Below are 25209 nucleotides of genomic sequence, written 5' to 3' on the forward strand. Positions count from 1 at the left end.
CACCGGCGGGCAGGAGCGAAGCGACACGGGAAGCGGCACCGGCGGGCAGGAGCGAAGCGACGGGGGAAGCGGCACAGTGGTGGCACTGCTCTCGCTGGTGCCCTGGGGTACCACCGGCGTCTCCCTGGACCTGATGCGCCGCTCCCCTCAATCCCCTAACGGCACCATCGAATTGATGGTCAGCGAGCTATGCATGCAGTCCGAACACGTTGGGGTGAACCGGATTTCGCTCAATTTCGCGATGTTCCGGTCGGCGTTCGAACAGGGCGCCCAGCTCGGCGCCGGGCCGGTGGCGCGACTGTGGCGCGCCGTGCTGGTGTTCTTCTCTCGGTGGTGGCAACTCGAAACGCTGTACCGGTCGAACATGAAGTACCAACCGGAATGGGTGCCCCGCTACGCGTGCTACGAGGATGCGCGGCTGATCCCACGGGTCGGCGTTGCCTCCGTCATCGCCGAAGGCTTTCTGGTGCTGCCGTTCTCGCGGCGCAACAAACAACACACCGGCCAGCACGTCTCGGCACCAACCACTTTGGTGGAGTCGGGGTTGTTGCACCACGACGGCAGCGCTCCCGAGCTCGCCGAGGTCGACTTGCCCGACGACGAGGAAGGCCCACGGCTGCCCGAGCAGGTACGGGTGCGGATGGCCAAACTGCGGGCCCTACAGCTCAACGGCGTCGACGCGTATCCGGTCGGGCGCGCACCCAGCCACACCATCGCCGAGGCCATCGAGGAGAGCGATGACGTCAGCCTGACCGTCGCGGGGCGGGTGCTTCGCATGCGCGACTACGGCGGTGTGTTGTTCGCCCAGCTGCGCGACTGGTCGGGCGAAGTCCAACTGCTGCTGGACAATTCGTCGTTGACCGACGGCACCACCGCGGATTTCACCGCGGCCATCGATCTGGGAGACCTGGTCGAGGTATCCGGCACCATGGGCTACAGCAAGAAAGGCACCCGCTCGGTTCTGGTGCGCAGCTGGCGGCTGATCGGCAAGTGCCTGCGCCCGCTGCCCGACAAGTGGAAAGGCCTGACCGATCAAGAGGCGCGGGTGCGCGCTCGATATGTCGATCTCGCGATCAACGCCGAGGCGCGCGACCTCATCCGCGCCCGTAGCGGCGTGCTGCGTGCGATCCGGGAAACCTTGTACGGCAAGGGCTTTCTCGAAGTCGAGACGCCGATCCTGCAGCAGATTCACGGCGGCGCGAACGCCCGCCCGTTCCTGACGCACATCAACGCCTACGACCTCGACCTGTATCTGCGCATCGCCCCCGAGCTTTACCTCAAGCGGCTCTGCGTCGGGGGCGTCGAGCGGGTTTTCGAGTTGGGCCGGGCGTTTCGCAACGAGGGCGTCGACTTCAGCCACAACCCGGAATTCACGCTGTTGGAGGCGTATCAAGCGCACGCCGATTACAACGTCTGGATCGACGGCTGCCGGGAGCTCATCCAGAACGCCGCGCAGGCCGCCAACGGTGACCACGTCTTCATGCGACCGCGCGACGACGGCACCCTCGCGCCGGTCGACATCTCCGGCGAGTGGACCGTCAAGACCGTGCACGAGGCGGTGTCGGAGGCGCTCGGTGAGCAGATCGACGCCGAAACCGATCTGGCGACCTTGCGTCGGCTGGCCGATGCGGCGGGCATCCCGTATCTGAGCCACTGGGACGAAGGCGCGGTGGTGCTGGAGATGTACGAGCACCTGGTCGAGGACCGCACCGAGGCGCCGACGTTCTACAAGGACTTCCCCACGTCGGTATCGCCCTTGACGCGGCCGCACCGCAGCATTCCCGGCGTCGCCGAACGGTGGGACCTGGTGGCGTGGGGGGTGGAGCTGGGCACCGCCTACAGCGAGCTGACCGATCCCGTCGAGCAGCGGCGTCGGCTGCAGGAACAGTCGATGCTGGCCGCGGGCGGCGACCCCGAGGCGATGGAACTCGACGAGGACTTCCTGCAGGCGATGGAGTACGCGATGGCGCCGACCGGCGGGCTGGGTATGGGGGTGGACCGCGTCGTCATGCTGATCACTGGGCGCAGCATCCGCGAGACGCTGCCGTTCCCGTTGGCCAAACCCCGTTGACATTGCGGCCGGGGTAGTGAATCGGCGAGATTCACAGCCCTGAGCGCCATCTCAACGACGACGCAGCGCCGCACTGACAGGTGGCACACAGCCAACTACAAGGTTGCGCGGTCACCATATGGCCGTGTCACTGTTTGCGCTGTTGCACCACCCTCTTCCGCTGACGCACGGGTGGATCCCGGGGATGGTTCAGCTCGTGGCCGTCGTCGCGCTGGTGGCGGCGGTCGGCTGGCGCACCCGGACCTGGAGGTTGCTCTGGCTGCCATGGGCGGTCATAGTCGGCGCGGCCGTCACGGGCGCAGCGTACTGGTACGTCGCCTCGCAAGGGCTCGCGGGCGAGCCCGCACCGCACGCACTGTGGCTGTGGATCGGCCTGTCCGGCGTGGCTGCTGCAGTGCTGCTGGCGGGATGGCGCGACGCGCGATGGTGGCGACGGGGCGTGTCGGCGATGGCTTTACCTGCCTGCCTCCTGTGTGCCGCGCTGGCGTTGAATCAGTGGGTCGGCTACTTCCCGACGGCCCAGACTGCATGGAACCAACTGACTGCGGGTCCGCTGCCGGATCAGACCGATCAGGTCACCGTGGTCGCGATGCAGAAACAACACAGGATCCCGGCCAGGGGCACCGTGCTGCCGGTCAGCATCGGCGATGCGGTGTCGGGTTTTCGGCATCGGGGCGAGCTGGTCTACCTGCCGCCCGCCTGGTACGCGACCGATCCGCCGCCCCGGCTGCCGACGGTGATGATGATCGGCGGCGAGTTCAACACCCCCGCCGACTGGCTGCGTGCCGGTAACGCGGTGACGACGGTCGATGACTTCGCCGCGGCCCACCATGGCTACGCACCCGTGCTGGTGTTCGCCGACCCCGGCGGCGCGTTCAACAACGACACCGAGTGCGTGAACGGCCCGCGCGGCAACGCCGCCGACCATCTGACGAAGGATGTTGTGCCATTTATGATGTCGCGGTTCGGCGTCAGTTCACGGCCGCAGAACTGGGGTGTGGCGGGGTTTTCGATGGGCGGCACCTGCGCGGTCGACCTCACCGTCATGCATCCAGACATGTTCAGCGCATTCGCCGATATCGCCGGTGACCTGGGCCCCAATACGGGCACCCGGGAGCAGACCATCGACCGACTGTTCGGCGGCAGCGCCCAGCGGTGGGCCGCGTTCGACCCGACCACGGTGATGGCCCGCCACGGCCCCTACACCGGTGTGGCCGGTTGGTTCCATGTCAACGGTTACGCACCGGTCAACGCGCAAGCGGCTGCGGCGAATTCGCTGTGCGCAACAGGCGCCGCGCGTGGCATCGACTGCGCAGTCGTCGTCCAGCCGGGCAGGCATGACTGGCAGTTCGCGTCGCGTGCATTCGCCGCCGCGTTGCCCTGGCTGGCCGGCCGACTCGGCACCCCGGACGTGCCGCCAATCTCGTTGCCCGGACCGGGGCCGTCCACGCCGGTCGAACAGGTGGCGGTCCGGTAGCGAGTACCGTATGCGGCATGCCGGACGAACGCCCTTCCGAGCCGGATCCCGCCATCGACGACGACGCGGTCGACGATATCGCGCTGCAGCCCGATACCCCGCCGCCGACCGGGCCCCCGGCCGCCGCTCCAGAAGACACCGGCTACAGCCCCGGCGGCGTGCCGACCTTCGAATCGGTGCGCGAGAAGATCGAAACCCGCTACGGAACAGCGATAGGGGCCTCCGAACTCGCCGCCGAGACCCCGGAGGGCCGGACCGTCGAGAAGCAGTACGAAGAACGCCAGAAAGCCGCTGCCGAACGGTTGGCACAGATCCGCAAGTCGATGCACGACGAAGACCAGACCGACTGAGCTGTGCGGACATTCACCCTCGCCGAGCGCCGGGCCCGCCTGGCGCGACGCCACTTCCTCGGTGAGCCCGCGGACTCGATTGCGACCGTGGCAGGCACGGTCGTCGGGCTGCATTCCACCGATCCGGCCACCCCGTTTCTGTCGCTGTGGGCACGGCTGAATGGCTTCTCCGTCACGGATCTGGAAGCAGAGCTTTATCAGCGCCGAACACTGGTCAAGCACCTCGCGATGCGCCGCACGCTGTGGGCGGTGCGCGCCGAGGACCTGCCGCTGGTGCAATCGGCGGCCAGCGACCGAGTGGCCGCCAACGAACGCCGACGCCTGGTTGCCGACGCGCAGAAGGCCGGGATCACCGACGACGGTGAGCGCTGGCTGGACCGGGCATGCGAGGCGGTACTGCGGCGCCTCGGCGAGCACGGCCCGGCGAGCGCCAAGGAACTGCGGGCGGCACTGCCGGAACTCGCGGGCAGCTACGACTATGCTCCCGGAAAACGCTGGGGTGGTGAAACACCTTTGGCACCACGGGTTTTGACGGTACTAGCGGTGCGCGGCGACATCGTGCGAGGCCCCAACGACGGCGCCTGGACGGTGTCGCGGCCGCGGTGGACGACGACGGCCGACTGGTTGGGTAGCGCCGTCGAACCCGAGGCGGCCGAGGTGGCCCGCGCCGAACTGGTGCGCAGGTGGCTGCGGGCGTTCGGGCCGGCAACCGTCACCGACATCAAGTGGTGGTTCGGCAACACGCTGACGTGGGCGCGGCAGGCGTTGCGCGATATCGACGCGGTCGAGGTCGATCTCGACGGCACCCCCGGCTATGCCCTGCCCGACGATCTGGAACCCGAGCCCGATGCCGAACCGTGGTGCGCCCTGCTGCCAGCGCTGGACGTCACCACGATGGGCTGGTTCGACCGGGACTGGTATCTCGGTGAGCACCGCAGTCAGGTATTCGACACCAACGGCAACGGCGGTACGACGGCGTGGTGGAACGGCCGGATCGTCGGCGGCGGGGGCCAAGACGACGACGGCCGCGTCGCGGTGCGACTGCTTGAAGAGGTGGGGCGCGACGCGCAACGGGCGCTGGAGCGCCGGGCCGACGAGCTCACCGAGTGGCTGGCAGGCGTGCGGGTCAGCCCGCGGTTCCCGTCGCCCCTGTCGAAACAGCGGTGAACTCAGGCTGTCAGCGGGGACGCGGACCTCGAGCGCTGCCACGAGATCTGCCGAGGCGTTCACGGGCTTGGGGATTCTGGTGCCGTCACGCAACACCCGGCTGATGCGATGGTGCCTGGACTCCGGGCTGCGACTGGTGCAGCAGTCCACGCTGATGTCGATCGGGCTTTACAACGAGCCGCAGGGATCCTGGCTACCGTCGGTCGGCTACTAAGCGCTCACCTTGCGCCCGTTTCGGCCATTCCGGCCGTTGCGGGTCTTGCGCGTCGGCCTGGGTAGCCCCAGCGTGTCGGCAAGGAAGAGGCCCGTGTAGCTGTCGGGATTGGCGGCCACGTCCTCCGGTGTGCCGGACGCCACCACCGTGCCGCCGCCGGCGCCGCCCTCCGGCCCCATGTCGACGATCCAGTCGGAGGTCTTGATCACGTCGAGGTTGTGCTCGATGACGATCACCGTATTGCCTTTGTCGACAAGGCCGTTGAGCACATTGAGCAGTTTGCGGATGTCCTCGAAATGCAGGCCCGTCGTCGGTTCGTCGAGGATGTAGACGGTGCGGCCGGTGGAGCGCTTCTGCAGCTCGCTGGCCAGCTTGACGCGTTGCGCCTCACCGCCGGACAGCGTCGGCGCCGGCTGCCCCAGCCGCACGTATCCCAACCCGACGTCGACCAGCGTCTGCAGGTAGCGGTGGATCGAGGTGATCGGCTCGAAGAACTCCGCGGCGTCCTCGATGGACATGTCGAGCACCTCGGAGATGGTCTTGCCCTTGTAGTGCACTTCGAGGGTTTCGCGGTTGTACCGGGCGCCGTGGCACACCTCGCACGGCACATACACGTCGGGCAGGAAGTTCATCTCGATCTTGATGGTGCCGTCGCCGGAGCATGCCTCGCAGCGACCGCCCTTGACGTTGAACGAGAATCGGCCCGGCTGATACCCGCGGACCTTCGCCTCGGTGGTGGCCGCGAACAACGAGCGGATCTTGTCGAACACCCCGGTGTAGGTGGCCGGGTTGGATCGCGGCGTGCGGCCGATCGGCGACTGGTCGACCCGCACCAGCTTGTCGACGTTGTCGAGCCCGTTCACCCGCGTGTGCCGGCCCGGCACCTGGCGGGCGCCGTTGAGTTTGTTGGCCAGCACCGACGCCAGGATGTCGTTGACCAATGTGGACTTGCCCGAACCGGATACGCCCGTCACCGACGTCAGCACACCGAGCGGGAACGACACGTCGATGCTGCGTAGGTTGTGCTCACGGGCGCCGACGACCGTGAGCTGCCGACGCTTGTCGACCGGCCGCCGGATCGCCGGGACCTCGATGCTCTCCTTACCCGAAAGATAGGCGCCGGTAAGCGAATCCGGGTTGCGCAACAGCTCATCGTATGGGCCGCTGTGCACGATCCGCCCACCGTGCTCGCCGGCGGCCGGGCCGATGTCGACCACCCAGTCGGCATGCGCGATGGTGTCCAGATCGTGTTCGACGACAATCAGCGTGTTGCCCAAATCCCTCAGCCGCAGCAGCGTTTCGATCAGCCTGCGGTTGTCGCGCTGATGCAGGCCGATCGACGGTTCGTCGAGCACATACAGCCCCCCGACCAACCCGGAGCCGATCTGCGTGGCGAGCCGAATCCGTTGCGCCTCACCGCCGGACAGCGTCGCCGCCGCCCGGGACAGTGACAGGTAATCGAGGCCGACGTCGAGCAGGAAGCCGAGCCGCGACTGGATCTCCTTGAGCACCTGCCCGGCGATCGCCTGCTCGCGCGGCCCGAGCGTCAACGCATTGAGGAACTCCGCGCAGTCGGCGATGGACAGCTCGGCCACCTCGGCGATGGACTTGTGCTCCTTGTCGGCCGCCAGCGTGACGGCCAAAATCTCCGGTTTGAGCCGCGTGCCATTGCATTCCGGGCAGGGCACGTCGCGCATGAAGCCCTCGTAGCGCTCCTTCATCAGCTCCGAGTCGGTCTGCTCCATCTTGCGCTGCAGGAACGCCATCACGCCTTCGAAATCGGCGTAGTACGACCGGGTGCGGCCGTAGCGGTTGCGGTAGCGGACGTGCACCTGCTCGTCGCAACCCTCGAGAATTGCCTTGCGCGCCTTGGCCGGAAGCTTCTTCCACGGCGTATCCACGTCGAAGCCCAGCTGATCGCCCAGCCCGGCCAGCATCCGCGTGAAGTACTCGGCCGTCTGCCCCATCGACCACGGCGCGACGGCGCCCTCGGCCAACGTCAGCTCCGGATCGGGTACGACGAGATCGGGATCGACCTCTTTGCGGATGCCCAGGCCGGTGCACTCCGGGCAGGCGCCGTAGGGCGAGTTGAACGAGAACGACCGCGGCTCCAGATCATCGACGGCCAGCGGGTGCCCGTTGGGGCAGGCCAGCTTCTCGGAGAAGCGCTGCTCGCGGTGCGGATGGTCCTCCTCGTGGTCGACGAACTCCAGCACCACGATCCCGTCGGCGAGATTCAGCGCCGTCTCGACCGAGTCTGTCAGCCGCTGTTTGGCGCTCGCCTTGACCGTGAGCCGGTCGACGACCACCTCGATGTCGTGCTTCTCCTGCTTCTTCAGCTTCGGCGGATCGGTCAGCGGATGCACCACGCCGTCGACCCGAACCCGGCTGTAGCCCTGCGAGTTCAGCTTGTCGAACAGGTCGACGAACTCGCCCTTACGGGTACGCACCACGGGCGCGAGCACCTGGAATCGGGTGCCCTCGGGCATGGCCAGTACCTGGTCGACGATCTGCTGCGGGGTCTGCCGGGCAATGCGCGACCCACAGACCGGGCAGTGCGGGGTGCCGGCCCGCGCGTACAGCAGGCGCAAGTAGTCGTACACCTCGGTGATGGTGCCGACGGTGGAGCGCGGGTTGCGGTTGGTGGACTTCTGGTCGATGGACACCGCCGGCGACAGGCCCTCGATGAAGTCGACATCGGGTTTGTCCATCTGGCCCAGGAACTGACGCGCGTAGGCCGACAGCGACTCCACATAGCGGCGCTGACCCTCGGCGAAAATCGTGTCGAACGCCAGCGACGACTTGCCCGAGCCCGACAGGCCAGTGAAGACGATCAGCGCATCCCGCGGCAGGTCAAGGTCGACACTTCGCAGGTTGTGCTCGCGCGCACCCTTGACGATCAGGCGGTCAGCCACGCGTTTCCTTTCCCGCGGACAGAGTTCATGCCCATGCTATGTGCCCCCACCGACAAGCCCGATACCGTGAGGCTATGACAGTCGTCGACGACAACTACACCGGCCACGTCGAGCCTCGGACGGCTGCCCGGCGCACCCTGCCGGGCGCGACCATCGTGAAGGCGTCGGTGGGCCCGATGGACAACAACTCGTACCTGGTGACGTGTAATCAGACCGGCGAGACGCTGCTGATCGACGCGGCCAACGACGCCGACATTCTGTTGGAACTCATCGAGCGGTACGCCTCGAAGCTGTCCCTGATCGTCACCAGCCACCAGCACTGGGATCACGTTCAGGCGCTGGCCGAGGTGGCCAAGGCCACCGGCGCCCCGACCGCGGCGCATCAGCTCGACGCCGAACCGCTGCCGGTCAAGCCCGACCGGATCCTCGCCAACGGCGACACCATCAAGATCGGTGAGCTGTCCTTCGACGTCATCCATCTGCGCGGCCACACTCCTGGCTCGGTCGCGCTGGCACTCGACGGCGCGGACGAGGCGACGCACCTTTTCACCGGCGACTGCCTTTTTCCGGGTGGCGTCGGAAAGACGTGGCAGCCCGGCGACTTCGAGCAGCTGTTGGGCGACGTCACCAGCCGGGTGTTCAACGTCTACGACGATTCGACGGTGATCTATCCCGGTCACGGCGACGACACCACGCTCGGCGCGGAGCGGCCACACCTTGGCGAATGGAAAGAGCGCGGCTGGTAAGGCCATACTATGAATCCCTAGGGACATACAACGATCGATGTTCGGCGTATGATGCTCTTTATGACTGGTGTCCGCGCGAAGGTGACCCGCAATGGCCAGGTTTCGCTGCCCGCCGAACTGCGGCACCGGTGGGGCGCCGAGTCTGTTCTCGTGGTTGACCGCGGCGACTACGCCATCGTTCGGCCGATACCCAAGGACACCGTGACAGCGCTGAAGGGCGCCTTCGCTGGGCCTGGGCCGGCAAGTGAGAAGGTCCGCGCTGCCGAGCGCAAGGCTGACGCCGAATCCGAGTCACGCCGCGGCAGTCGGTGACCGTTCTCGACGCATATGCGGTGTTGGCGTATTTCCGTGCGGAAAATGCCGCTGATGAAGTTGCGGAGTTGCTCCGCAAGCCGACCATTCTGTCCGCGGTGAACGCGGCCGAAGTCATCGACCAGCTGGTCCGGGTGTTTGGGTATGACGGAGACGATGTGCATGCAGATCTCGCGCTATTGGCCAAGAGCGGCTTAATGATTGAGGCTGTGGTACCCGATATCGGACTCCAGGCCGGTCGGCTACGGGCCCGTCACTACCACCGTGAACGCATGCCGGTCAGCATGGCTGATTGCGTCGCCGCCGCGACGGCGCTTTCCCACCGGCTGCCGTTGGCCACATCGGACCCGGCGTTGGCGCGTCTTGTGAGGGCGGAAGGCGGTCAGGTGCACGGTCTGCCCGACAGTGACGGCCGACGCCCCTGACGCCACGCGCGACAGAATTGATGCCATGACGGCGCTCCGTTGGTGCGCTTTGGCGCTGGTGCTCGGCGCCCTGCCTGCGTTCGCGTTCCCGGCGCCATCCCTGTGGTGGCTGGCGTGGTTCGCGCTGGTGCCGCTGCTGTTGGTCGTCAGAGCCGCGCCGTCATCGCTGCAGGGCGCACTGCGCGCCTGGTGCGGCCTGGCCGGGTTCGTGCTGACGACGCAGTATTGGCTCTGGCCCTTCGCGGGTCCGCTGCTGCCGCTGATGGCGGCGCTCTTCGGTGCACTGTGGCTGCCGTGGGGCTGGGCCGCACACCGTCTGCTGTCGCGACCTGTGACGTCCCACCGGACGCTCACCGCCGTCGTCGTCCTGCCCAGCGCCTGGGTCGTCGCCGAAACCGTGCGCTCCTGGCCCAGCCTCGGCGGACCGTGGGCGCTGCTCGGCGCGTCGCAATGGAATCAGCCGGCCACACTCGCGTCGGCCTCGCTCGGCGGAGTCTGGCTGACAAGCTTTCTCATCGTCGCCGCCAACACCGCGCTCGCCGCCGCGATCCTGCAGTGGCGCTCCCCCGCATTCGCCTTGGCCACCGCCGCGGCCTGCGTTCTCGTCGGCCCGGCGTGGTTCTGGCTCTCGCCGCAGCCACCGAACGGTGAGACTGGTCGGGTGGCGCTGGTGCAGCCGGGCAACATTGAGGACGGCACCGCGCGCCAGGCGGCCGGCGAAGCACTCACCGCCACGTTGGAAGGCCAGCGCCTCGACCTCGTCGTGTGGGGTGAGAGCAGCGTCGCCGTCGACCTTGCCACCGATACACAGGCCGCGCGTCGGCTGGCCGACTTGTCCCGGCGAGTCGGTGCCGATCTGCTCGTCAACGTCGACGCCCGCGCGCCGACGGGCGGCATCTACAAGTCATCGGTTCTCGTCGGGCCGGACGGCCCGCGCGGCTCCTACGCGAAGACCCGGTTGGTGCCGTTCGGCGAATACGTGCCGATGCGACAACTGATCGAATGGGCCACCCGCCGCACCGAGGCCGCGGACGAGGACAGACGTCGCGGCACGGATCAGGTTGTGCTGCATACCAATTCGCTGGCAATCGGGCCGTTGATCAGTTTCGAGACGACCTTTTCCGACTTACCGCGACGCGTAGTGCAGCTTGGTTCCGATCTACTCGCCTACCAGAGTTCGACGTCATCGTTCCAAGGAAGTTGGGCGCAGCCGCAATTGGCCAGCCAGGCGGCGGTCCACGCCGTCGAGGTCGGCCGCCCGGCCGTGCACGCGACGTTGTCCGGCGTCAGCGCGGCCTTCGACGCGCGCGGCCGCAAACTCGCCTGGCTACCCGCCACCGAACAGGGCGTAGTGGTTGTCGACGTTTCCCTCGCGTCGCAGAACACGGTCTACCAACGACTCGGCCCGTGGGTGCCCGCGCTGGCTGTCGCGGTGCTCGCGGTGGCGGTTGTCGTGACCGTGCGCCGCGGCGTTGGCTCAGGGCGTGGTGTGCACGATTAGGACGTCGGTCTTGGAGCGCCGCGCGACGTTGGCGGGCACCGAGCCGAGTAGCCGTCCCGCGATGGTGCTCAGGCCGACGTTGCCGACCACCAGAAGGTCCGCCTTGACCTCTTCGGCGAGCTCGACGAGCGCATCGACCGGCGCTCCGACAACCGCCTTCTCTTCGACGTTCTGAGCCCCGGCGGCCTTCGCGCGATCGCGGGCCTCACGCAGGATCGCGTAAATCGGCGCGTTGCCCGACATCTTGTAGCCCTCGTCCTTCAGGACGTCGGCTGCACGCTGATCTTCGCTCTGGGGGAAGTACGCGGTCGCCACGATGACCTTCGCGTCCGAACCAGCGGCGATCTGGCCGGCCTTGTCCACCGCGCGCAACGAGGAATCCGATCCGTCGGTGCCCACCACCACGGTCCGATAGCCGCTCATCCATGCCCTCCCACTGTCGGTTGCAACGCCACCCGAGACAGTAACCCTTTGCCCGCCGACCAGGGGTGCGATTCACGACACCCGTCGCGGCGGTTGGCGAAGCAATGCCCGCTTTACCGGCACTGATGGTAACCGGCGGCACCGTCGCACGGGTGCCGTCAGTGACAGAACGCACCGCGTCGGCGATTCGCCGCACCGGCTCGCATTCCCGCATCGAGCGTGACCCAGATCAACGCGCGCACAGGAGCATCCGGCGCCTGCGAGCGAAACCTTTTGTCCGCGTGCCGCACTCACCGGGCACGTCCGATGCGCGCAGGCTACCGTTTTGCCGTCGACGGAAAGGGTACGGGTCGCGGGCGTGGATCTCTCACAAAGAGCCGGGGCGCTGGAGCGTCTCGGTCAGCTGGAGCGGGTTCGGACCGGGCGGTTGGATCCGCTGCTGGTCGCCGTATTCGCCGTGGCGGTGTCCGCGGCGGGTGCCAGCCGGCCGTCGCTGTGGTTCGACGAGGCCGCGACGATCTCGGCGGCCACCCGCTCGGTGCCCGAATTGTGGCGACTGCTCGGCAACATCGACGCGGTACACGGCCTGTATTACCTCGTCATGCACGGGTGGTTCGCGGTCTTTCCCGTCACCGAGTTCTGGACCCGGTTTTCCAGTTGTCTGGCCGTCGGTTTTGCCGCAGCGGGCGTGGTGGTGCTGGCCAAGCAGTTCTCCACGCGATCGGTCGCGGTGTGCGCCGGCGTCATGTTCGCGATCCTGCCCCGCATCACCTGGGCCGGCATCGAGGGGCGCTCATACGCACTGTCGGCATCGGCCGCAGTGTGGTTGACGGTGTTGCTGGTGGCGGCCCTCCGTCGCGACCGTCCCGCGCTGTGGCCGCTGTACTCGCTGTGCCTGGTGCTGGCCACGCTGCTCAACCTGTTCGCGGTGTTGATGGTGCTCGCCCATGCGGTGGTGGTGGGCGTGCTGTCGACGACGCGGGCCACGGTGCGGCGCTGGGCGGTATCGGCGTCGGTCGCGGTGCTGATCGTGGCGCCGTTTCTGCTGTTCTGCCAAACCCAGATCGCCCAAGTGAGGTGGATATCGCCGCCGAGTGCCGGCACGCTCGTCGACATCGCGTTGGAGCAGTACTTCGACCACAGCGTGGCGTTCGCGGTAGTGGCGGCGCTGACCGGCGCGCTGGCGCTGCGCCGTCGGCCCTTCGACACCGGCAACCGCCACCTGGCGGTCATCGCGGTGGCCTGGATGGTGTTGCCCACCATGGTGTTGCTGGGGTACTCGATCGTGTCCGAGCCGATCTACTACCCGCGCTATCTCAGCTACACCGCGCCTGCGATGGCGCTGATGCTGGGGGTGTGCATCGTCGCGGTCGGCCGCGAGCGTGACCGAATCACCGCGATGGTGGCCGTATTCGCCGTCGCCGCGACGCCGAATTATCTGTTCGCCCAACGCGGTCCCTACGCCAAGGAAGGCATGGATTACAGCCAGGTCGCCGACGTGATCACCGCCCACACCGCGCCGGGCGACTGCCTGATCATGGACAACACCACCAATTGGGCGCCCGGCCCGATTCGGCCGTTGACCGCTGCACGGCCGGCGGCCTACGAGAAGCTCGTCGACCCGGGCCGGGGGCTGCGGGCCGCCGAACGCAACCGCCTCTGGGATGCCCACCTCGGGATCTGGGGCGTCGCCGATCAGGTCCGGAAATGCACGGAGTTGTGGACGGTGTCGCAACGCGACAGCACGGTGCCAGAGCGGCAGAGCGGTGAGGCACTGGACCCCGGTCCGCGCCTGCGCCGCGCACCGGCCTATCAGGTGCCGAGCCGGCTGGGTTTCCACATCGTCGAACGGTGGCAGTTCAACTTCGCTCAGGTCACCAAGTCCACCCGGTAGCGCGAGTGACGGCCCGCCCGGTTGGGTAATCGGAGGGCATGGCTGCGCGTACCGCCGGGGACTTCGTCCCCGACACCCACGATCTCGACGATCTGGCTGAGGCCGCGCTGGGCTGTAAGGGCTGCGATCTGTATCTGAACGCCACCCAGACGGTGTTCGGGGCGGGCTCGTCGGCGGCGGACATGATGCTGGTGGGCGAACAACCCGGCGATCAGGAGGACAAGGCCGGTGCGCCGTTCGTCGGGCCCGCCGGACGGCTGCTGGACAAGGCGTTGGCGGCGGCCGGGATCGACCGAGACCGCCTGTACGTCACCAACGCCGTCAAGCACTTCAAATTCACTCTGCCCGAGCGTGGAAAGCGCCGGATCCACAAGACGCCCAGCCGCACCGAAGTCGTCGCCTGCCGGCCGTGGCTGTTCGCCGAAATGATGGCCGTGCAGCCGGATGTCGTCGTGTTGCTCGGCGCGACGGCGGCGAAATCCTTGATGGGTAACGATTTTCGACTGACGACACACCGCGATGAGGCGCTGCACATGCCTGTCGCCGACGCGACTCCGCACCTCGAAATCGACCCCGAGGTGGTGGTATCCGCGCATCCGTCGGCGGTGCTTCGCGGGCCGCCCGAAGCCCGCGAAATGGCTTTCGACGCCTTGGTTTCCGATTTGCAGTTTGCCGCGGGACTTCTTGGCAAATGAACTCGCTTGCGCGGACACCGGGATTTGGCTACCGCGTTCTACCCCAACACGTCTGGGAGCCCCGCATTTGCCGGAACGCGGCGATAAGCTGCTGCAAATTCCGTCGCGCAGCGGAATTGGGGGTGGCAGTGAGCCGATTCACGGACAAGATGTACCGCAGCGCACATACCAGCACGAAGGGTTTCGTGACGGGGGAACCGGACGCACCGGTGCGCCAGACCTGGCTCGAGGTTCATCAGCGGGCCCGGCGGATCGCCGGCGGGCTGGCGCGCGCCGGGATCGGCCCCGGCGACGCGGTCGGCATGCTCGCGGGATATCCGGTGGAGATCGCGCCGACCGCACAGGCGCTGTGGATGCGCGGATCCACCCTGACGATGTTGCATCAGCCGACACCGCGCACCGATCTTCTCCTGTGGGCCGAGGACACCATGTCGGTCATCGCGATGATCGAGGCGAGGGCCGTCATCGTCTCCGAACCGTTCCTACCCGTCGTGCCCGTGCTCGAAGAGCGGGGCGTCAGGGTGCTCAATGTCGACCGCTTGCTGGCGGCCGATCCGATCGATCCGTTGGACACGCGCGAGGACGATGTGGCGATGATGCAGCTGACATCCGGATCGACGGGATCGCCGAAAGCTGTTCACATCACCCACCGCAACCTGTATTCGAACGCCGAGGCGATGTTCGTCGGCGCCGAGTACGACCTCGACAACGACGTGATCATCAGCTGGCTGCCGTGTTTTCACGACATGGGCATGACCGGTTTCCTGACCGTCCCGATGTATTTCGGCGCGGAGCTGGTCAAGGTCACCCCGATGGACTTCCTGCGGGATACGTTGCTGTGGGCCAAGCTCATCGACAAGTACCGGGGCACCATGACCGCGGCCCCCAATTTCGCCTACGCGCTGTTGGCCAAGCGGCTGCGCACGCAGGTCCAGCCCGGCGAGTTCGACCTGTCCAGCCTGCGGTGGGCGTTGTCCGGAGCGGAGACGGTGGAACCCGCCGACGTGGAGGACCTGATCGACGCGGGCAAGCCGTTCGGGCTGCGGCCGGAGGCGATCCTGCCGGCTTACGGCATGGCCGAAACGACTGTGGCCGTGTCATTTTCGGAATGTGGTGCGGGCCTGGTGGTGGATGAGGTCGACGCCGACCTGCTGGCCGCGCTGCACCGGGCCGTCCCGGCGACGACGGGCCGTACCCGCCGGCTGGCCACCCTTGGACCGCTTCTGAACGGTCTCGAGGCGCGCATCGTCGACACGCATCTGAACGAGCTGCCCACCCGCGCGGTCGGCGAGATCCAGGTGCGCGGCGAGCCGGTGACCCCGGGTTATTGCACGATGGCGGGTTTCGTTGCGGCGCAGGACGAACACGGGTGGTACAGCACCGGAGACCTGGGCTACTTCACCGAAAAAGGCCACATCGTCGTCTGCGGGCGCATCAAGGACGTCATCATCATGGCGGGCCGAAGCATCTACCCGACCGATATCGAGCGTGCCGCCGCCCGAGTGGAGGGGGTGCGGCCGGGCTGCGCCGTCGCGGTGCGGCTGGACGCCGGGCACTCACGCGAAACCTTCGCTGTCGCAGTCGAATCCAACAGCTGGCAGGATGCGGCCGAAACGCGACGGATACGGCGTCAAGTCGCCCACGAGGTGGTGGCCGAGGTCGACATGAGACCGCGCAATGTCGTGGTGCTGGGCCCGGGCACCATTCCGAAGACGCCGTCGGGCAAGCTACGCCGCACGCACGCGCTGTCGCTGCTCAGTTCATCTGCGTGAGTCAGCCCTCCGCGGGCGTACCGACCACGGCCGCCGCCGATACTCATCGGGCGGGCGGAAACTCGTGTTTGCCTTGGGCCACGCTGGCCGGTGGCTCGCCGATGCCGTAGACGAACGGCGCAAACACGACCTCACGCCCGTCAGGATCGCGATAGGTGACGGCTCCGGTGGCCGCCCAGTACGGGTGCGACTCGACCGGTTCGATGCCGGCGTCTGAAAGTCGCCTGATCGCCTGTTGTTTCGCCTGCTGGTCGGGGAAGTAGAGGCAGAGTTGGTCGTGCGGGTCGACGGCGACCGGCTCGGAGGCCTCGACGATCTCGAAGGTCAGGGCAGGCGTGGGCAGCGCGAAAATTGCGCCGGTGGAGCCGTAACTCGCCTCGAACGTTTCATACAACGGCAGGCCAACGAGATCGCGGTAGAAGGCGACCGCTTCGTGGAAGTGGTGGTAGCGGCGCGCAAAACGGATCGCGCCGACGGACGCTAACTGCTCGGGCCACTTGGTCATTGGACGGGCACTCATGGCGATCACGCTAAAAGCTCAACCGTTGTTGAGTTCAAGCGCTCGCCGAATTTTGCGCCAGGGTTGCGATTCCGCCGAAACAACAGCCCTCTTGCAGAAATCGGCCCGGGGACGCTACTTGAGGCCCGCCGCGTCCATGCCGCGCAGTTCCTTCTTCAAATCCGCGATCTCGTCGCGGATCCGGGCGGCCAACTCGAACTGCAGGTCTCGCGCGGCCGCCATCATCTGCTCGGTCAGATCCTTGATGAGATCTGCCAATTCGGCCCGCGGCATGTTGGACGTATCACGACCCTCGAAGACCCCGGCGCTGACCGCGCGACCGGGCTCGCCCTGCGCGCGGCGGCCACGCGATACCGCCCGCCCGGAGCCGATCTCGACCGTCTCGGTGTCGTCGGCTTCGCGGTAGACCTGGTCGAGGATGTCGGCGATCTTCTTGCGCAACGGTTTCGGGTCGATGCCGTGCGCCTCGTTGTAGGCGATCTGCTTGGCTCGGCGGCGTTCGGTCTCGTCGATCGCCTCCCGCATCGACTCGGTGATGTTGTCGGCGTACATGTGCACTTCACCCGACACGTTGCGGGCGGCGCGGCCGATGGTCTGGATGAGGCTGCGCGTCGACCGCAGGAAGCCCTCCTTGTCGGCGTCGAGGATCGACACCAGTGACACCTCGGGCAGGTCCAGGCCCTCACGCAGCAGGTTGATGCCGACGAGCACGTCGTATTCACCGAGCCGCAACTGCCGCAGTAGCTCGACCCGCCGCAGCGTGTCCACCTCGGAGTGCAGATACCGCACCCGGATGCCCAGCTCCAGCAGGTAGTCCGTGAGATCCTCGGCCATCTTCTTGGTCAGCGTGGTGACCAGCACCCGCTCATCGCGTTCGGCGCGCTTGCGGATCTCCCCGATCAGGTCGTCGATCTGGCCCTTCGTCGGCTTCACCACCACCTGCGGATCCACCAGGCCGGTCGGGCGAATCACCTGCTCGACGAACTCGCCGCCCGTCTGGCTCAGCTCGTAGGGACCGGGCGTCGCCGACAGGTACACCGTCTGCCCGATGCGGTCGGCGAACTCCTCCCAGGTGAGCGGCCGGTTATCGATCGCCGAGGGCAGCCGGAACCCGAAGTCCACCAGGTTGCGCTTGCGGGAGATGTCGCCCTCGTACATGCCGCCGATCTGCGGCACCGTGACGTGAGACTCGTCGATGACCAGCAGGAAGTCTTCCGGGAAGTAGTCGAGCAGCGTGGCCGGTGCGGACCCGGGCGGGCGGCCGTCGATGTGCCGCGAGTAGTTCTCGATGCCCGAGCAGAACCCGACCTGACGCATCATCTCGATGTCGTAATTGGTCCGCATCCGCAGCCGCTGCGCCTCCAGCAGTTTGCCCTGGCCCTCCAGCTCGGCCAGCCGCTCCGCGAGCTCCTGCTCGATGGTGGAGATGGCGTGCGCCATCCGGTCCGGGCCGGCCACGTAGTGCGTCGCCGGGAAAATCCGCAGCGAGTCGACCTTGCGGACCACGTCGCCGGTCAGCGGGTGCAGGTAGTAGAGCGCCTCGATCTCGTCGCCGAAGAACTCGATGCGCACGGCCAGCTCTTCGTACGACGGGATGATCTCCACGGTGTCGCCGCGGACCCGGAACGAACCGCGGGTGAATGCCGTGTCGTTGCGGGTGTACTGCACGTCGACCAGCAGCCGCAGCAACCCGTCGCGCGGCACCTCGTCGCCGACCTTCAGCTCAACCGACCGGTCCAGGTAGGACTGCGGCGTGCCCAGGCCGTAGATGCACGACACCGACGCCACCACGACCACATCGCGCCGGGACAGCAGGCTCGACGTCGCCGAGTGGCGCAGCCGCTCCACGTCGTCGTTGATGGAGCTGTCCTTTTCGATGTAGGTGTCGGTCTGCGCGATGTACGCCTCGGGCTGGTAGTAGTCGTAGTACGAGACGAAGTATTCAACCGCGTTGTGCGGCAACATCTCCCGCAGCTCGTTGGCCATCTGCGCGGCCAGCGTCTTGTTGGGCTCCATCACCAGGGTGGGCCGCTGCACACGCTCGATGAGCCACGCCGTCGTCGCCGACTTACCGGTGCCGGTGGCGCCCAGCAGCACGACGTCCTTCTCCCCCGCCTTGATGCGGCGCTCCAACTCGTCGATGGCCGCCGGCTGGTCACCCGCGGGCTGGTACGGGCTGACCACCTCGAAGCGACCGCCGGTGCGCACCATGGCGTCGACAGGGCGGTACTCCGAGTGCGCGAGGACCGGATGTTCGGTAGCGAAGGCCATGTTCACCAGCGTAGAACCAGGCACCGACAGTTTCTGTTCCGGCGCGGAGCGGCCCGCCCGTAGGCTGGCGTCATCCACCCTCCCAAACACGAGACATTCGACCTGGTCGCCCGCACCAACACCGATCCGAAGGGCATTGTGCGGGCCGTCGACGTCTACACCGTCGAACCGTGGGGCCTGTACATGGCCCGCCCAACCCCGGGCCGCGCCCAGTTCCACTACATCGAGTCGTGGCTGCTTCCGTCGTTGGGTTTGCGGGTGACGGTCTTTCACTTCAACCCGGGCTATGAGCTCGACCAGGATTACTACCTGGATGTCGGCGCCTATACGCCCGGATCAAAGGTGTGGCATTCCGAGGACCACTACCTCGACCTGGTAGTACGCACCGGCGTGGGCGTGGAATTGGCGGACGTGGACGAACTGCTCACCGCGGTGCGGCACGGCCTGCTGAGCCCCGACGTTGGCGAACAGGCAATTCACACCGCGGTGGCCGCCGTCGACGGCCTCGCCCGCCACGATTACGACCTGAATCGCTGGCTGGCCGAGCAGGGCATGACCCTCACCTGGCGCGGGAGGTAGCCAGCCGGGTGGACAACCGGCTTGCTGGCAACGACGTGGCCCTCCCGTGGCGAGACGCGTATGGTCGGGGTTCATGAGGACCAAGCCCCTATGGTTGGCGGCTGCTGTCATGTCGGCCGTCTTGGCCGCCTCGCAGTTAACCTCGGCGACTGCGCTGGCCGACCCCGAGGCTGACCCCCAAACCGAGGTGCAGCCGCCTCCCGAGGACGAGATTCTGCACAACATCATCTACCGCGCCCGGGTGGACGGTGTCTCGCGCGGAGCGACGATCACGTATGCGGCGGAGGGCAATCAAACGCAGACCGCCGATCCGACGATGCTGCCCGGTCGTGTGTTCGAGGCCAACACGGTGCTTCCGGCCTCCGCAACGGCCAATATGCGGGTGTCGATCGAGTGGCCGTACTCAGCGAATCTGCTGTGCGAGATTCTTGTCGACGACGTGCTGGTCGCTCGCGCCGAGGATTTCATCGCACCGCGGGTCGTGCCCGTCAAGGACGACCCCGATTACGGCGCACTGACCTGCGAGGCGCCGGTGAGCGGGGTCGCGAACACGGTCCCCGCCGACCCCGCGGCCGTACCACCGGCCGACGGCCAGGTGCCGCCCCCGCCCGCCTGACGGGTGCCCATCGATCCGGTCGCCCGGCAGATGCTCGACGCGGCGAAGGCGTCCGGGCGGCCAAATGCTCACCTGCTGCCGGTGCAGACGGCCCGGCAGAACTACGAGCAGACTTACTCGGCGCTGTCCAAGCCCGAGGTGCACCGTGTCGTCGACGTCACGATCCCGACGCGCGACGGCGCGACGATCCCGGCGCGGCTCTATCTGCCGGCCGACCGTGACGATCTGCCGCTGACCGTGTACTTCCACGGCGGCGGGTGGCTGATGGGCAGCATCGACTCGCACGACGTGGTCACCCGGCTGCTCGCCAACGCGTCGGGCGGCGCGGTGCTTTCGGTGGGGTACCGCCGCGGCCCGGAATGGCGGTTTCCGACGGCGGTGCACGACGCCATCGATGCGGTGGAATCGGCGGGAGGTTTGCCCGTTGATGGCGGTCGTCTGGCCGTCGCCGGGGACAGCGCCGGCGGCAATCTGGCGGCGGCAGTTGCGTTGCACGCCCGTGACTTTGGCCGTCCGCGGCTGTGTCATCAGCTGTTGATCTACCCGGTGACGACCACCGATCTGACCCGCGGCATGGATCCCGAGTACGACGGCATCACGCTGGAACGTGATGAGCTGCAATGGCATCAGGACAACTACCTGCCCAGCTCTGACGCCGCCGGCGATCCACGGGTGAACGTCCTCGCTGCGGTTCTCGCCGGGTTGCCCGAGGCGTCGGTGATCCTCGCGGAATGTGATCCGATCCGTCCGCAGGGCGAGCGATATGCCGAAGCGCTTGAGGCAGCAGGGGTTTCGGTGCAGACCCATCTCGGCGTCGGCATGGTGCACGGCTTCTTCGGATTCGACGAAGTGTTTCCCGCCGCTGCGGCCGCCACGGCTTTCGCCGGTGAACGCCTTGCCCGTGCGTTTCGCTAGGGCCGCCAGCCGGTGGCGTCGGCCCATTCCCATGCGCGGCGGTACGCGTCGAGAAACCACGGCTCCTTGGCCTCGACGTAGTCGGACGTCCGCAGCGCCGCCTGCTTGACGGCCCGATAGTCCTCTTGCACACCGGGATTGGCCGCCAACCAGTCCACGAACAGCAACGCGAACTGTTGATTCGGCCAGCCGTCCACCCGGATATGGACATTCGCCGGCCGCCCGGGATCGGCGGCAGCGTGAAACCGCTTCTGCCACAGCGACGCATCGTCGGTATGGTCGAATTCGGCGACAGTGCTTCGCCCGTCGATCTTCGGCACGTCGTTGGTGATCTCTTCCTTACGGGGATAGCCCACGCCCGCAAGCGCCTCCGCGATGTCGTCGGCGACCTCCAGGGAGGAGACAGTCACCTGGATGTCGATGACGTCCTTGGCGTCCATCCCCGCCACGGCCGTCGAGCCGATGTGGTCGACCCGCAGCGCCTTTGACCCGCATGCGGTGTGGAGGCGCTTGATGATGCGGCGGGCGTCGTCGGGCCAGGCCGGGTTGTACGGCACGACGCGGGGCGTGATCTCGACGGGCTGACGGGTCCGGATGTTGTGCGCAAGCGGCAGCACCCGGTTGTACCAGAGATCGCGGGCCTTCTCGATGAGCTCGCCCTGCGAACCCGAATTGTCCAGCAGCACATCGGCAATCTCGCGACGCTGCTCTTCGGAGGCCTGCGCCGCGATGCGCGCCCGCGCGTCGGCCTCATCCATGCCGCGCTTGATCAGGCGCTCGACGCGGGTCTCGACCGGCGCGGTGACCACCACGACGAGCGGGAACATCGGCGCCATACCGGTTTCCACCAGCAGCGGGTTGTCCTCCACCACCACGGTGTCTTTTTCGGGTTCCCCCGACACGCTGTCGATGATCTCCTGCCGCCGGCGTCCCACCAGCGGGTGCACAATGCCGTTCAGCTTCGCGCGTTGTTCGTCGTCGACAAAGGCCTTGGCCGCCAACGCCGGTCGGTTCAGCGCGCCGTCGGGAAGCAGGATGTCCTCGCCGAACGCGTCGACGAGTTGTGCGAGTCCTTCGGTGCCGGGTTCGACAACTTCGCGGGCGATCACATCGCCGTCGACGATGATGCCGCCGCATTCGCTGAACGCGGCGGACACCGTCGACTTACCGGCGCCGATCCCGCCGGTCAGGCCGATACGCAGCATCGACAGCTAGGCGCTGCCGGCGAGCTTCTCCCGCAGCGCCGCGAGCTGGGCATCGCTGGCCAGCGACCCACCTGCGGACTCCTCGGAGCGCGGCGCACCGTTGGACGACCTGGGGGACTCTTCGGCTGCAGCTGCTTCAGCCGCCGCGAACTTCTCCATCTGCGCGGTGTGCATCTTGTGCCGGCGCTCGGCCTCGGCGTAGCGGGCCTCCCACTCGTCACGCTGCTTCTCGAAGCCCTCGAGCCATTCGTTCGTCTCGGGGTCGAAGCCCTCGGGGAAGATGTAGTTGCCCTGCTCGTCGTAGCTGTCGGCCATGCCGTACTTGCTCGGGTCGAACTCTTCGGTGTAGTCCTCGTTGGCCTGCTTGAGGCTCAGCGAGATGCGGCGACGCTCCAGGTCGATGTCGATGACCTTGACCATGGCGTCGTCGCCGACCTGCACCACCTGGTCCGGGACCTCGACGTGGCGCTCGGACAGCTCGGAAATGTGCACCAGGCCCTCGATGCCCTCCTCGACGCGGACGAACGCGCCGAACGGCACCAGCTTGGTGACCTTGCCCGGCACGATCTGGCCGATGGCGTGGGTGCGGGCGAAGTGACGCCACGGATCTTCCTGAGTCGCCTTGAGCGACAGCGAAACCCGCTCGCGGTCCATGTCGACGTCGAGCACCTCGACGGTGACCTCGTCGCCCACCTGAACCACCTCGGACGGGTGGTCGATGTGCTTCCAGGACAGCTCGGAGACGTGCACCAGACCGTCGACACCGCCGAGGTCGACGAACGCACCGAAGTTGACGATGCTGCTGACCACACCCTTGCGGATGGCGCCCTTCTGCAGCTGATTGAGGAACTCGCTGCGCACCTCGGACTGCGTCTGCTCGAGCCACGCGCGGCGGGACAGCACCACGTTATTGCGGTTCTTGTCCAGCTCGATGATCTTGGCCTCGATCTCCTTGCCGATGTACGGCTGCAGATCGCGGACGCGACGCATCTCGACCAGCGATGCGGGCAGGAAGCCGCGCAGGCCGATGTCGAGGATCAGGCCGCCCTTGACGACCTCGATGACGGTGCCCTTGACGGCCTCGTCCTTTTCCTTGAGTTCTTCGATGGTGCCCCAGGCCCGCTCGTACTGAGCGCGCTTCTTGGACAGGATCAGGCGGCCTTCCTTGTCCTCCTTGGTGAGGACCAGGGCTTCGACCTCATCGCCGACGGACACCACCTCGTGGGGGTCGACGTCGTGCTTGATGGAGAGCTCGCGGGAAGGGATGACACCTTCGGTCTTGTAGCCGATGTCGAGCAGGACTTCGTCGCGGTCAACCTTGACGATCGTCCCTTCGACGATGTCGCCATCGTTGAAGTATTTGATGGTCTTGTCGATGGCGGCGAGAAAGTCCTCGCTGGAGCCGATGTCGTTGACGGCTACTTGCGGCGAGGTGACGGAGGGACTTGGCATGTGTTGGGTTGCTCCGGACAGGTTGGGTCGTAGGGACGAGGGACAGATGTTGTTGGTGTGACCCGCGATCAAATGCACACGGGTACCAGTTGAGCCTACTCGACGGTGCGCACGCTGGACAAACTCGGTCTACGCAGCCAGTTCACGCTCGCGAGCCGATACCCTCCTGAGGTGTCATTCCCCGTGGCGCCGCACCAGCCTCTCATTCCCGGTCTACCTCGGCGCATCCGCAAGGTCGGCGCCCCGCTCGGGGTGCTCATCGCGCTGGGCATGCTCACCGGGTTGATCGTGATCCTGCTCACCCTCTCGAATCCCGTCGGCACGGCCATTGGCTTCACGTTGTCCTGCGTCGCGATGACCGTCGTCGTGCTCGCCTACCTGTGGCTCGACCGCTGGGAGCCCGAGCCGCCCCGGCTGTTGATCCTCGCGTTTCTGTGGGGCGCGTCGGTTGCCGTCGTCATCTCCACGATCCTGCAGCTGACAATGGAGGCGGCGATCAACCCGGGTGTGACGGACACGGTGAGCCCGCTCTCCGTCGTGCTCGGCGCGCCGCTCACCGAGGAGGCGGCAAAAGGCCTGTTCCTGGTGCTCATGATGACGGGCCGGCGCCGCAACGAGCTCAACTCGATGACCGACTGCCTGATCTACGCCGGGCTGGTCGGCGCGGGTTTCGCGTGGTTGGAGGACATTCTCTACATTGGCGCCGGCGAAACTGTCTCTGAATCGCTGGTCACCGCCGCGATGCGACTGGTCATGGCGCCGTTCGCCCACTCGCTGTTCACCACCATGTTCGGCATCGGCGTGTACTTCGCGTTGCAGCAGCGCAGCGCCATCGTCAAGGCGGGGTGTGTGCTGGTGGGCTACGCCGCCGCGGTGCTCATGCACGCGTTGTGGAACGGCTCGTCGCTGCTGAGCATCGAGGCCTACTTCCTCGTCTACTTCCTGTGGATGGTGCCGATCTTCGGGTTGGCGATCGCGCTCGGCATCGCCAGCCGCCGCCGCGAGCAGCGCGTCGTCGCCGCCAAGCTGCCCGGCATGGTGGCGGCCGGCCTGGTGAGCCCCAGCGAAGCGACGTGGCTGGGCTCGATCCGTGCCCGCAAGACCGCGATCACCGAGGCCACCCGGCTCGCGGGTCGGCCTGCGGGCAAGGCCGTCAAGAAGTTCGCCGCTCAGGTGGTGGAGCTGGCGTTCGTACGGGACCGGATCGACCGCGGTTTCGGCGACGAGTGGGTATCGGCGCTGCTCCAGGAAGAGGTCAACGGCGTCGCGGCAGCGCGCGCGGCCGCGCCCGCCTTGCAGTCGCTGGCGGGCTACCCGCCCAGACCGCCAGTGGTCTGAGCCGAGCCCTCGACGGCGGTTACCGCGAATCCCGCGCAGCCCGGGCATTCCGACGCGATCGGATGCACGCAGCTGATGACGTGAGTGAGAAACTGCTCGGCTCGTTGCAGCCTGGACAGATCGGACCGGATCCGCTCGAGCGTGGTCGTGATGAGGCCGATTCGCATTTCGCGGTCGGCGGCGCGCAGTGCACGGATTTCCGCAAGAGCCAGGCCGGCACGCTGCAAGGTGCGTTGATCAGCGCAAATCAATCGACCTGTGCAATAGCGCAGAGGTACATACTGGGGTTGATGTGCTGCCGTTTGGCGAGCAATTGGCTGAGGCGTGTTTCGTGAAGTTCTTCAGCGTGAA

The 25209-nt window shown here is 67.0% G+C and carries 23 protein-coding genes; 17 read left to right on the forward strand and 6 right to left on the reverse strand.

Annotated features, from left to right (window positions below; genetic code table 11):
• The 5 genes from lysX to CWS39_RS00025 all read left to right on the forward strand — a co-directional run.
• The coding region (lysX, locus tag CWS39_RS00005; protein WP_142386778.1) for a bifunctional lysylphosphatidylglycerol synthetase/lysine--tRNA ligase LysX at positions 1-2071 on the forward strand (2071 nt) is incomplete at its 5' end.
• Positions 2072-2189: 118 nt separating this feature from the next.
• Entirely contained in the window at positions 2190-3548 is a 1359-nt protein-coding gene (locus CWS39_RS00010) for an alpha/beta hydrolase (RefSeq protein WP_102140865.1), read from the forward strand.
• Positions 3549-3565: 17 nt separating this feature from the next.
• Positions 3566-3898 (forward strand): hypothetical protein, encoded by a 333-nt coding sequence (locus CWS39_RS00015; RefSeq protein ID WP_233213304.1) that lies wholly within the window; start codon positions 3566-3568, stop codon positions 3896-3898.
• Positions 3899-3901: 3 nt separating this feature from the next.
• On the forward strand, positions 3902-5065 hold the full coding sequence (locus tag CWS39_RS00020) for a winged helix DNA-binding domain-containing protein (RefSeq protein ID WP_102140866.1): 1164 nt from the start codon (positions 3902-3904) through the stop codon (positions 5063-5065).
• Positions 5066-5132: 67 nt separating this feature from the next.
• A complete protein-coding gene (locus CWS39_RS00025; RefSeq protein WP_233213305.1) occupies positions 5133-5279 on the forward strand; it encodes a hypothetical protein in 147 nt (48 codons plus the stop codon).
• Here CWS39_RS00025 and uvrA read toward each other — a convergent pair.
• Positions 5276-8194, reverse strand: a complete 2919-nt coding sequence (gene uvrA / locus CWS39_RS00030; protein ID WP_102140867.1) for an excinuclease ABC subunit UvrA — start codon at positions 8192-8194, stop codon at positions 5276-5278. The genes CWS39_RS00025 and uvrA overlap by 4 nt on opposite strands.
• A 74-nt stretch (positions 8195-8268) precedes the next feature.
• Here uvrA and CWS39_RS00035 point away from each other — a divergent pair, with 74 nt between their 5' ends.
• Genes CWS39_RS00035 through lnt form a run of 4 tightly spaced genes read left to right on the forward strand, consistent with a single transcriptional unit; the run spans position 8269 to position 11178 of the window.
• On the forward strand, positions 8269-8940 hold the full coding sequence (locus tag CWS39_RS00035; protein ID WP_102140868.1) for an MBL fold metallo-hydrolase: 672 nt from the start codon (positions 8269-8271) through the stop codon (positions 8938-8940).
• Between the two features lie 60 nt (positions 8941-9000).
• Complete coding sequence (locus CWS39_RS00040; protein ID WP_102140869.1) at positions 9001-9252, forward strand: AbrB/MazE/SpoVT family DNA-binding domain-containing protein; 252 nt, start codon at positions 9001-9003, stop codon at positions 9250-9252.
• Positions 9249-9677, forward strand: coding sequence for a PIN domain-containing protein (locus CWS39_RS00045; RefSeq protein ID WP_158240308.1), 429 nt, complete (start codon positions 9249-9251; stop codon positions 9675-9677). The genes CWS39_RS00040 and CWS39_RS00045 overlap by 4 nt, the downstream gene beginning before the upstream one ends.
• 25 nt (positions 9678-9702) lie before the next feature.
• Entirely contained in the window at positions 9703-11178 is a 1476-nt protein-coding gene (lnt, locus tag CWS39_RS00050; RefSeq protein WP_102140871.1) for an apolipoprotein N-acyltransferase, read from the forward strand.
• On the opposite strand, the gene CWS39_RS00055 is transcribed toward lnt, so the two are convergent.
• Positions 11155-11601, reverse strand: a complete 447-nt coding sequence (locus CWS39_RS00055; protein ID WP_102140872.1) for a universal stress protein — start codon at positions 11599-11601, stop codon at positions 11155-11157. The genes lnt and CWS39_RS00055 overlap by 24 nt on opposite strands.
• 358 nt (positions 11602-11959) lie before the next feature.
• On the opposite strand from CWS39_RS00055, the gene CWS39_RS00060 reads away from it, so the two are divergent.
• From CWS39_RS00060 to CWS39_RS00070, 3 genes are all read left to right on the forward strand, one after another.
• A complete protein-coding gene (locus tag CWS39_RS00060; protein ID WP_233213306.1) occupies positions 11960-13495 on the forward strand; it encodes a glycosyltransferase family 39 protein in 1536 nt (511 codons plus the stop codon).
• A 38-nt stretch (positions 13496-13533) separates the two neighbouring features.
• A complete protein-coding gene (locus CWS39_RS00065; RefSeq protein WP_102140873.1) occupies positions 13534-14190 on the forward strand; it encodes a UdgX family uracil-DNA binding protein in 657 nt (218 codons plus the stop codon).
• Positions 14191-14318: 128 nt separating this feature from the next.
• A complete protein-coding gene (locus CWS39_RS00070; RefSeq protein ID WP_102140874.1) occupies positions 14319-15962 on the forward strand; it encodes a fatty acyl-AMP ligase in 1644 nt (547 codons plus the stop codon).
• A 43-nt stretch (positions 15963-16005) separates the two neighbouring features.
• Here CWS39_RS00070 and CWS39_RS00075 read toward each other — a convergent pair whose 3' ends face one another.
• Complete coding sequence (locus CWS39_RS00075; RefSeq protein WP_102141144.1) at positions 16006-16482, reverse strand: VOC family protein; 477 nt, start codon at positions 16480-16482, stop codon at positions 16006-16008.
• Positions 16483-16596: 114 nt separating this feature from the next.
• Positions 16597-18753, reverse strand: a complete 2157-nt coding sequence (gene uvrB, locus CWS39_RS00080) for an excinuclease ABC subunit UvrB (protein WP_102141145.1) — start codon at positions 18751-18753, stop codon at positions 16597-16599.
• Between the two features lie 138 nt (positions 18754-18891).
• On the opposite strand from uvrB, the gene CWS39_RS00085 reads away from it, so the two are divergent.
• The 3 genes from CWS39_RS00085 to CWS39_RS00095 all read left to right on the forward strand — a co-directional run bounded on the left by CWS39_RS00085 (position 18892) and on the right by CWS39_RS00095 (position 20863).
• On the forward strand, positions 18892-19332 hold the full coding sequence (locus CWS39_RS00085) for a ribonuclease FAU-1 family protein (protein ID WP_199177879.1): 441 nt from the start codon (positions 18892-18894) through the stop codon (positions 19330-19332).
• 73 nt (positions 19333-19405) lie between these two features.
• Positions 19406-19948: a hypothetical protein gene (locus CWS39_RS00090; RefSeq protein WP_102140876.1), complete on the forward strand. Its 543-nt coding sequence runs from the start codon at positions 19406-19408 to the stop codon at positions 19946-19948.
• 3 nt (positions 19949-19951) lie between these two features.
• On the forward strand, positions 19952-20863 hold the full coding sequence (locus CWS39_RS00095; protein ID WP_102140877.1) for an alpha/beta hydrolase: 912 nt from the start codon (positions 19952-19954) through the stop codon (positions 20861-20863).
• Here the strand turns inward: CWS39_RS00095 and coaE are convergent.
• Positions 20860-22068: a dephospho-CoA kinase gene (coaE, locus tag CWS39_RS00100; RefSeq protein ID WP_102140878.1), complete on the reverse strand. Its 1209-nt coding sequence runs from the start codon at positions 22066-22068 to the stop codon at positions 20860-20862. The two genes, CWS39_RS00095 and coaE, sit on opposite strands and share 4 nt — an antisense overlap.
• A 6-nt stretch (positions 22069-22074) precedes the next feature.
• Entirely contained in the window at positions 22075-23520 is a 1446-nt protein-coding gene (gene rpsA, locus CWS39_RS00105; RefSeq protein ID WP_102140879.1) for a 30S ribosomal protein S1, read from the reverse strand.
• Positions 23521-23691: 171 nt separating this feature from the next.
• On the opposite strand from rpsA, the gene CWS39_RS00110 reads away from it, so the two are divergent.
• On the forward strand, positions 23692-24858 hold the full coding sequence (locus CWS39_RS00110) for a PrsW family intramembrane metalloprotease (protein ID WP_233213307.1): 1167 nt from the start codon (positions 23692-23694) through the stop codon (positions 24856-24858).
• An 80-nt stretch (positions 24859-24938) separates the two neighbouring features.
• Entirely contained in the window at positions 24939-25193 is a 255-nt protein-coding gene (locus CWS39_RS28560) for a hypothetical protein (protein WP_142386779.1), read from the forward strand.
• The last annotated feature ends 16 nt before the right edge of the window (positions 25194-25209 follow it).

Origin of the sequence: Mycobacterium hubeiense, assembly GCF_002838065.1 — a bacterium.
GTDB lineage: Bacteria > Actinomycetota > Actinomycetes > Mycobacteriales > Mycobacteriaceae > Mycobacterium > Mycobacterium hubeiense.

Bases quoted from the DNA above. Each gene is read 5' to 3' on its own strand.
- CWS39_RS00010 (WP_102140865.1), top strand. From the start codon at position 2,190: ATGGCCGTGTCACTGTTTGCGCTGTTGCACCACCCTCTTCCGCTGACG.
- CWS39_RS00015 (WP_233213304.1), top strand. From the start codon at position 3,566: ATGCCGGACGAACGCCCTTCCGAGCCGGATCCCGCCATCGACGACGAC.
- CWS39_RS00035 (WP_102140868.1), top strand. From the start codon at position 8,269: ATGACAGTCGTCGACGACAACTACACCGGCCACGTCGAGCCTCGGACG.
- CWS39_RS00040 (WP_102140869.1), top strand. From the start codon at position 9,001: ATGACTGGTGTCCGCGCGAAGGTGACCCGCAATGGCCAGGTTTCGCTG.
- lnt (WP_102140871.1), top strand. From the start codon at position 9,703: ATGACGGCGCTCCGTTGGTGCGCTTTGGCGCTGGTGCTCGGCGCCCTG.
- CWS39_RS00055 (WP_102140872.1), bottom strand. From the start codon at position 11,601: ATGAGCGGCTATCGGACCGTGGTGGTGGGCACCGACGGATCGGATTCC.
- CWS39_RS00065 (WP_102140873.1), top strand. From the start codon at position 13,534: ATGGCTGCGCGTACCGCCGGGGACTTCGTCCCCGACACCCACGATCTC.
- CWS39_RS00075 (WP_102141144.1), bottom strand. From the start codon at position 16,482: ATGAGTGCCCGTCCAATGACCAAGTGGCCCGAGCAGTTAGCGTCCGTC.
- uvrB (WP_102141145.1), bottom strand. From the start codon at position 18,753: ATGGCCTTCGCTACCGAACATCCGGTCCTCGCGCACTCGGAGTACCGC.
- CWS39_RS00090 (WP_102140876.1), top strand. From the start codon at position 19,406: ATGAGGACCAAGCCCCTATGGTTGGCGGCTGCTGTCATGTCGGCCGTC.
- coaE (WP_102140878.1), bottom strand. From the start codon at position 22,068: ATGCTGCGTATCGGCCTGACCGGCGGGATCGGCGCCGGTAAGTCGACG.
- rpsA (WP_102140879.1), bottom strand. From the start codon at position 23,520: ATGCCAAGTCCCTCCGTCACCTCGCCGCAAGTAGCCGTCAACGACATC.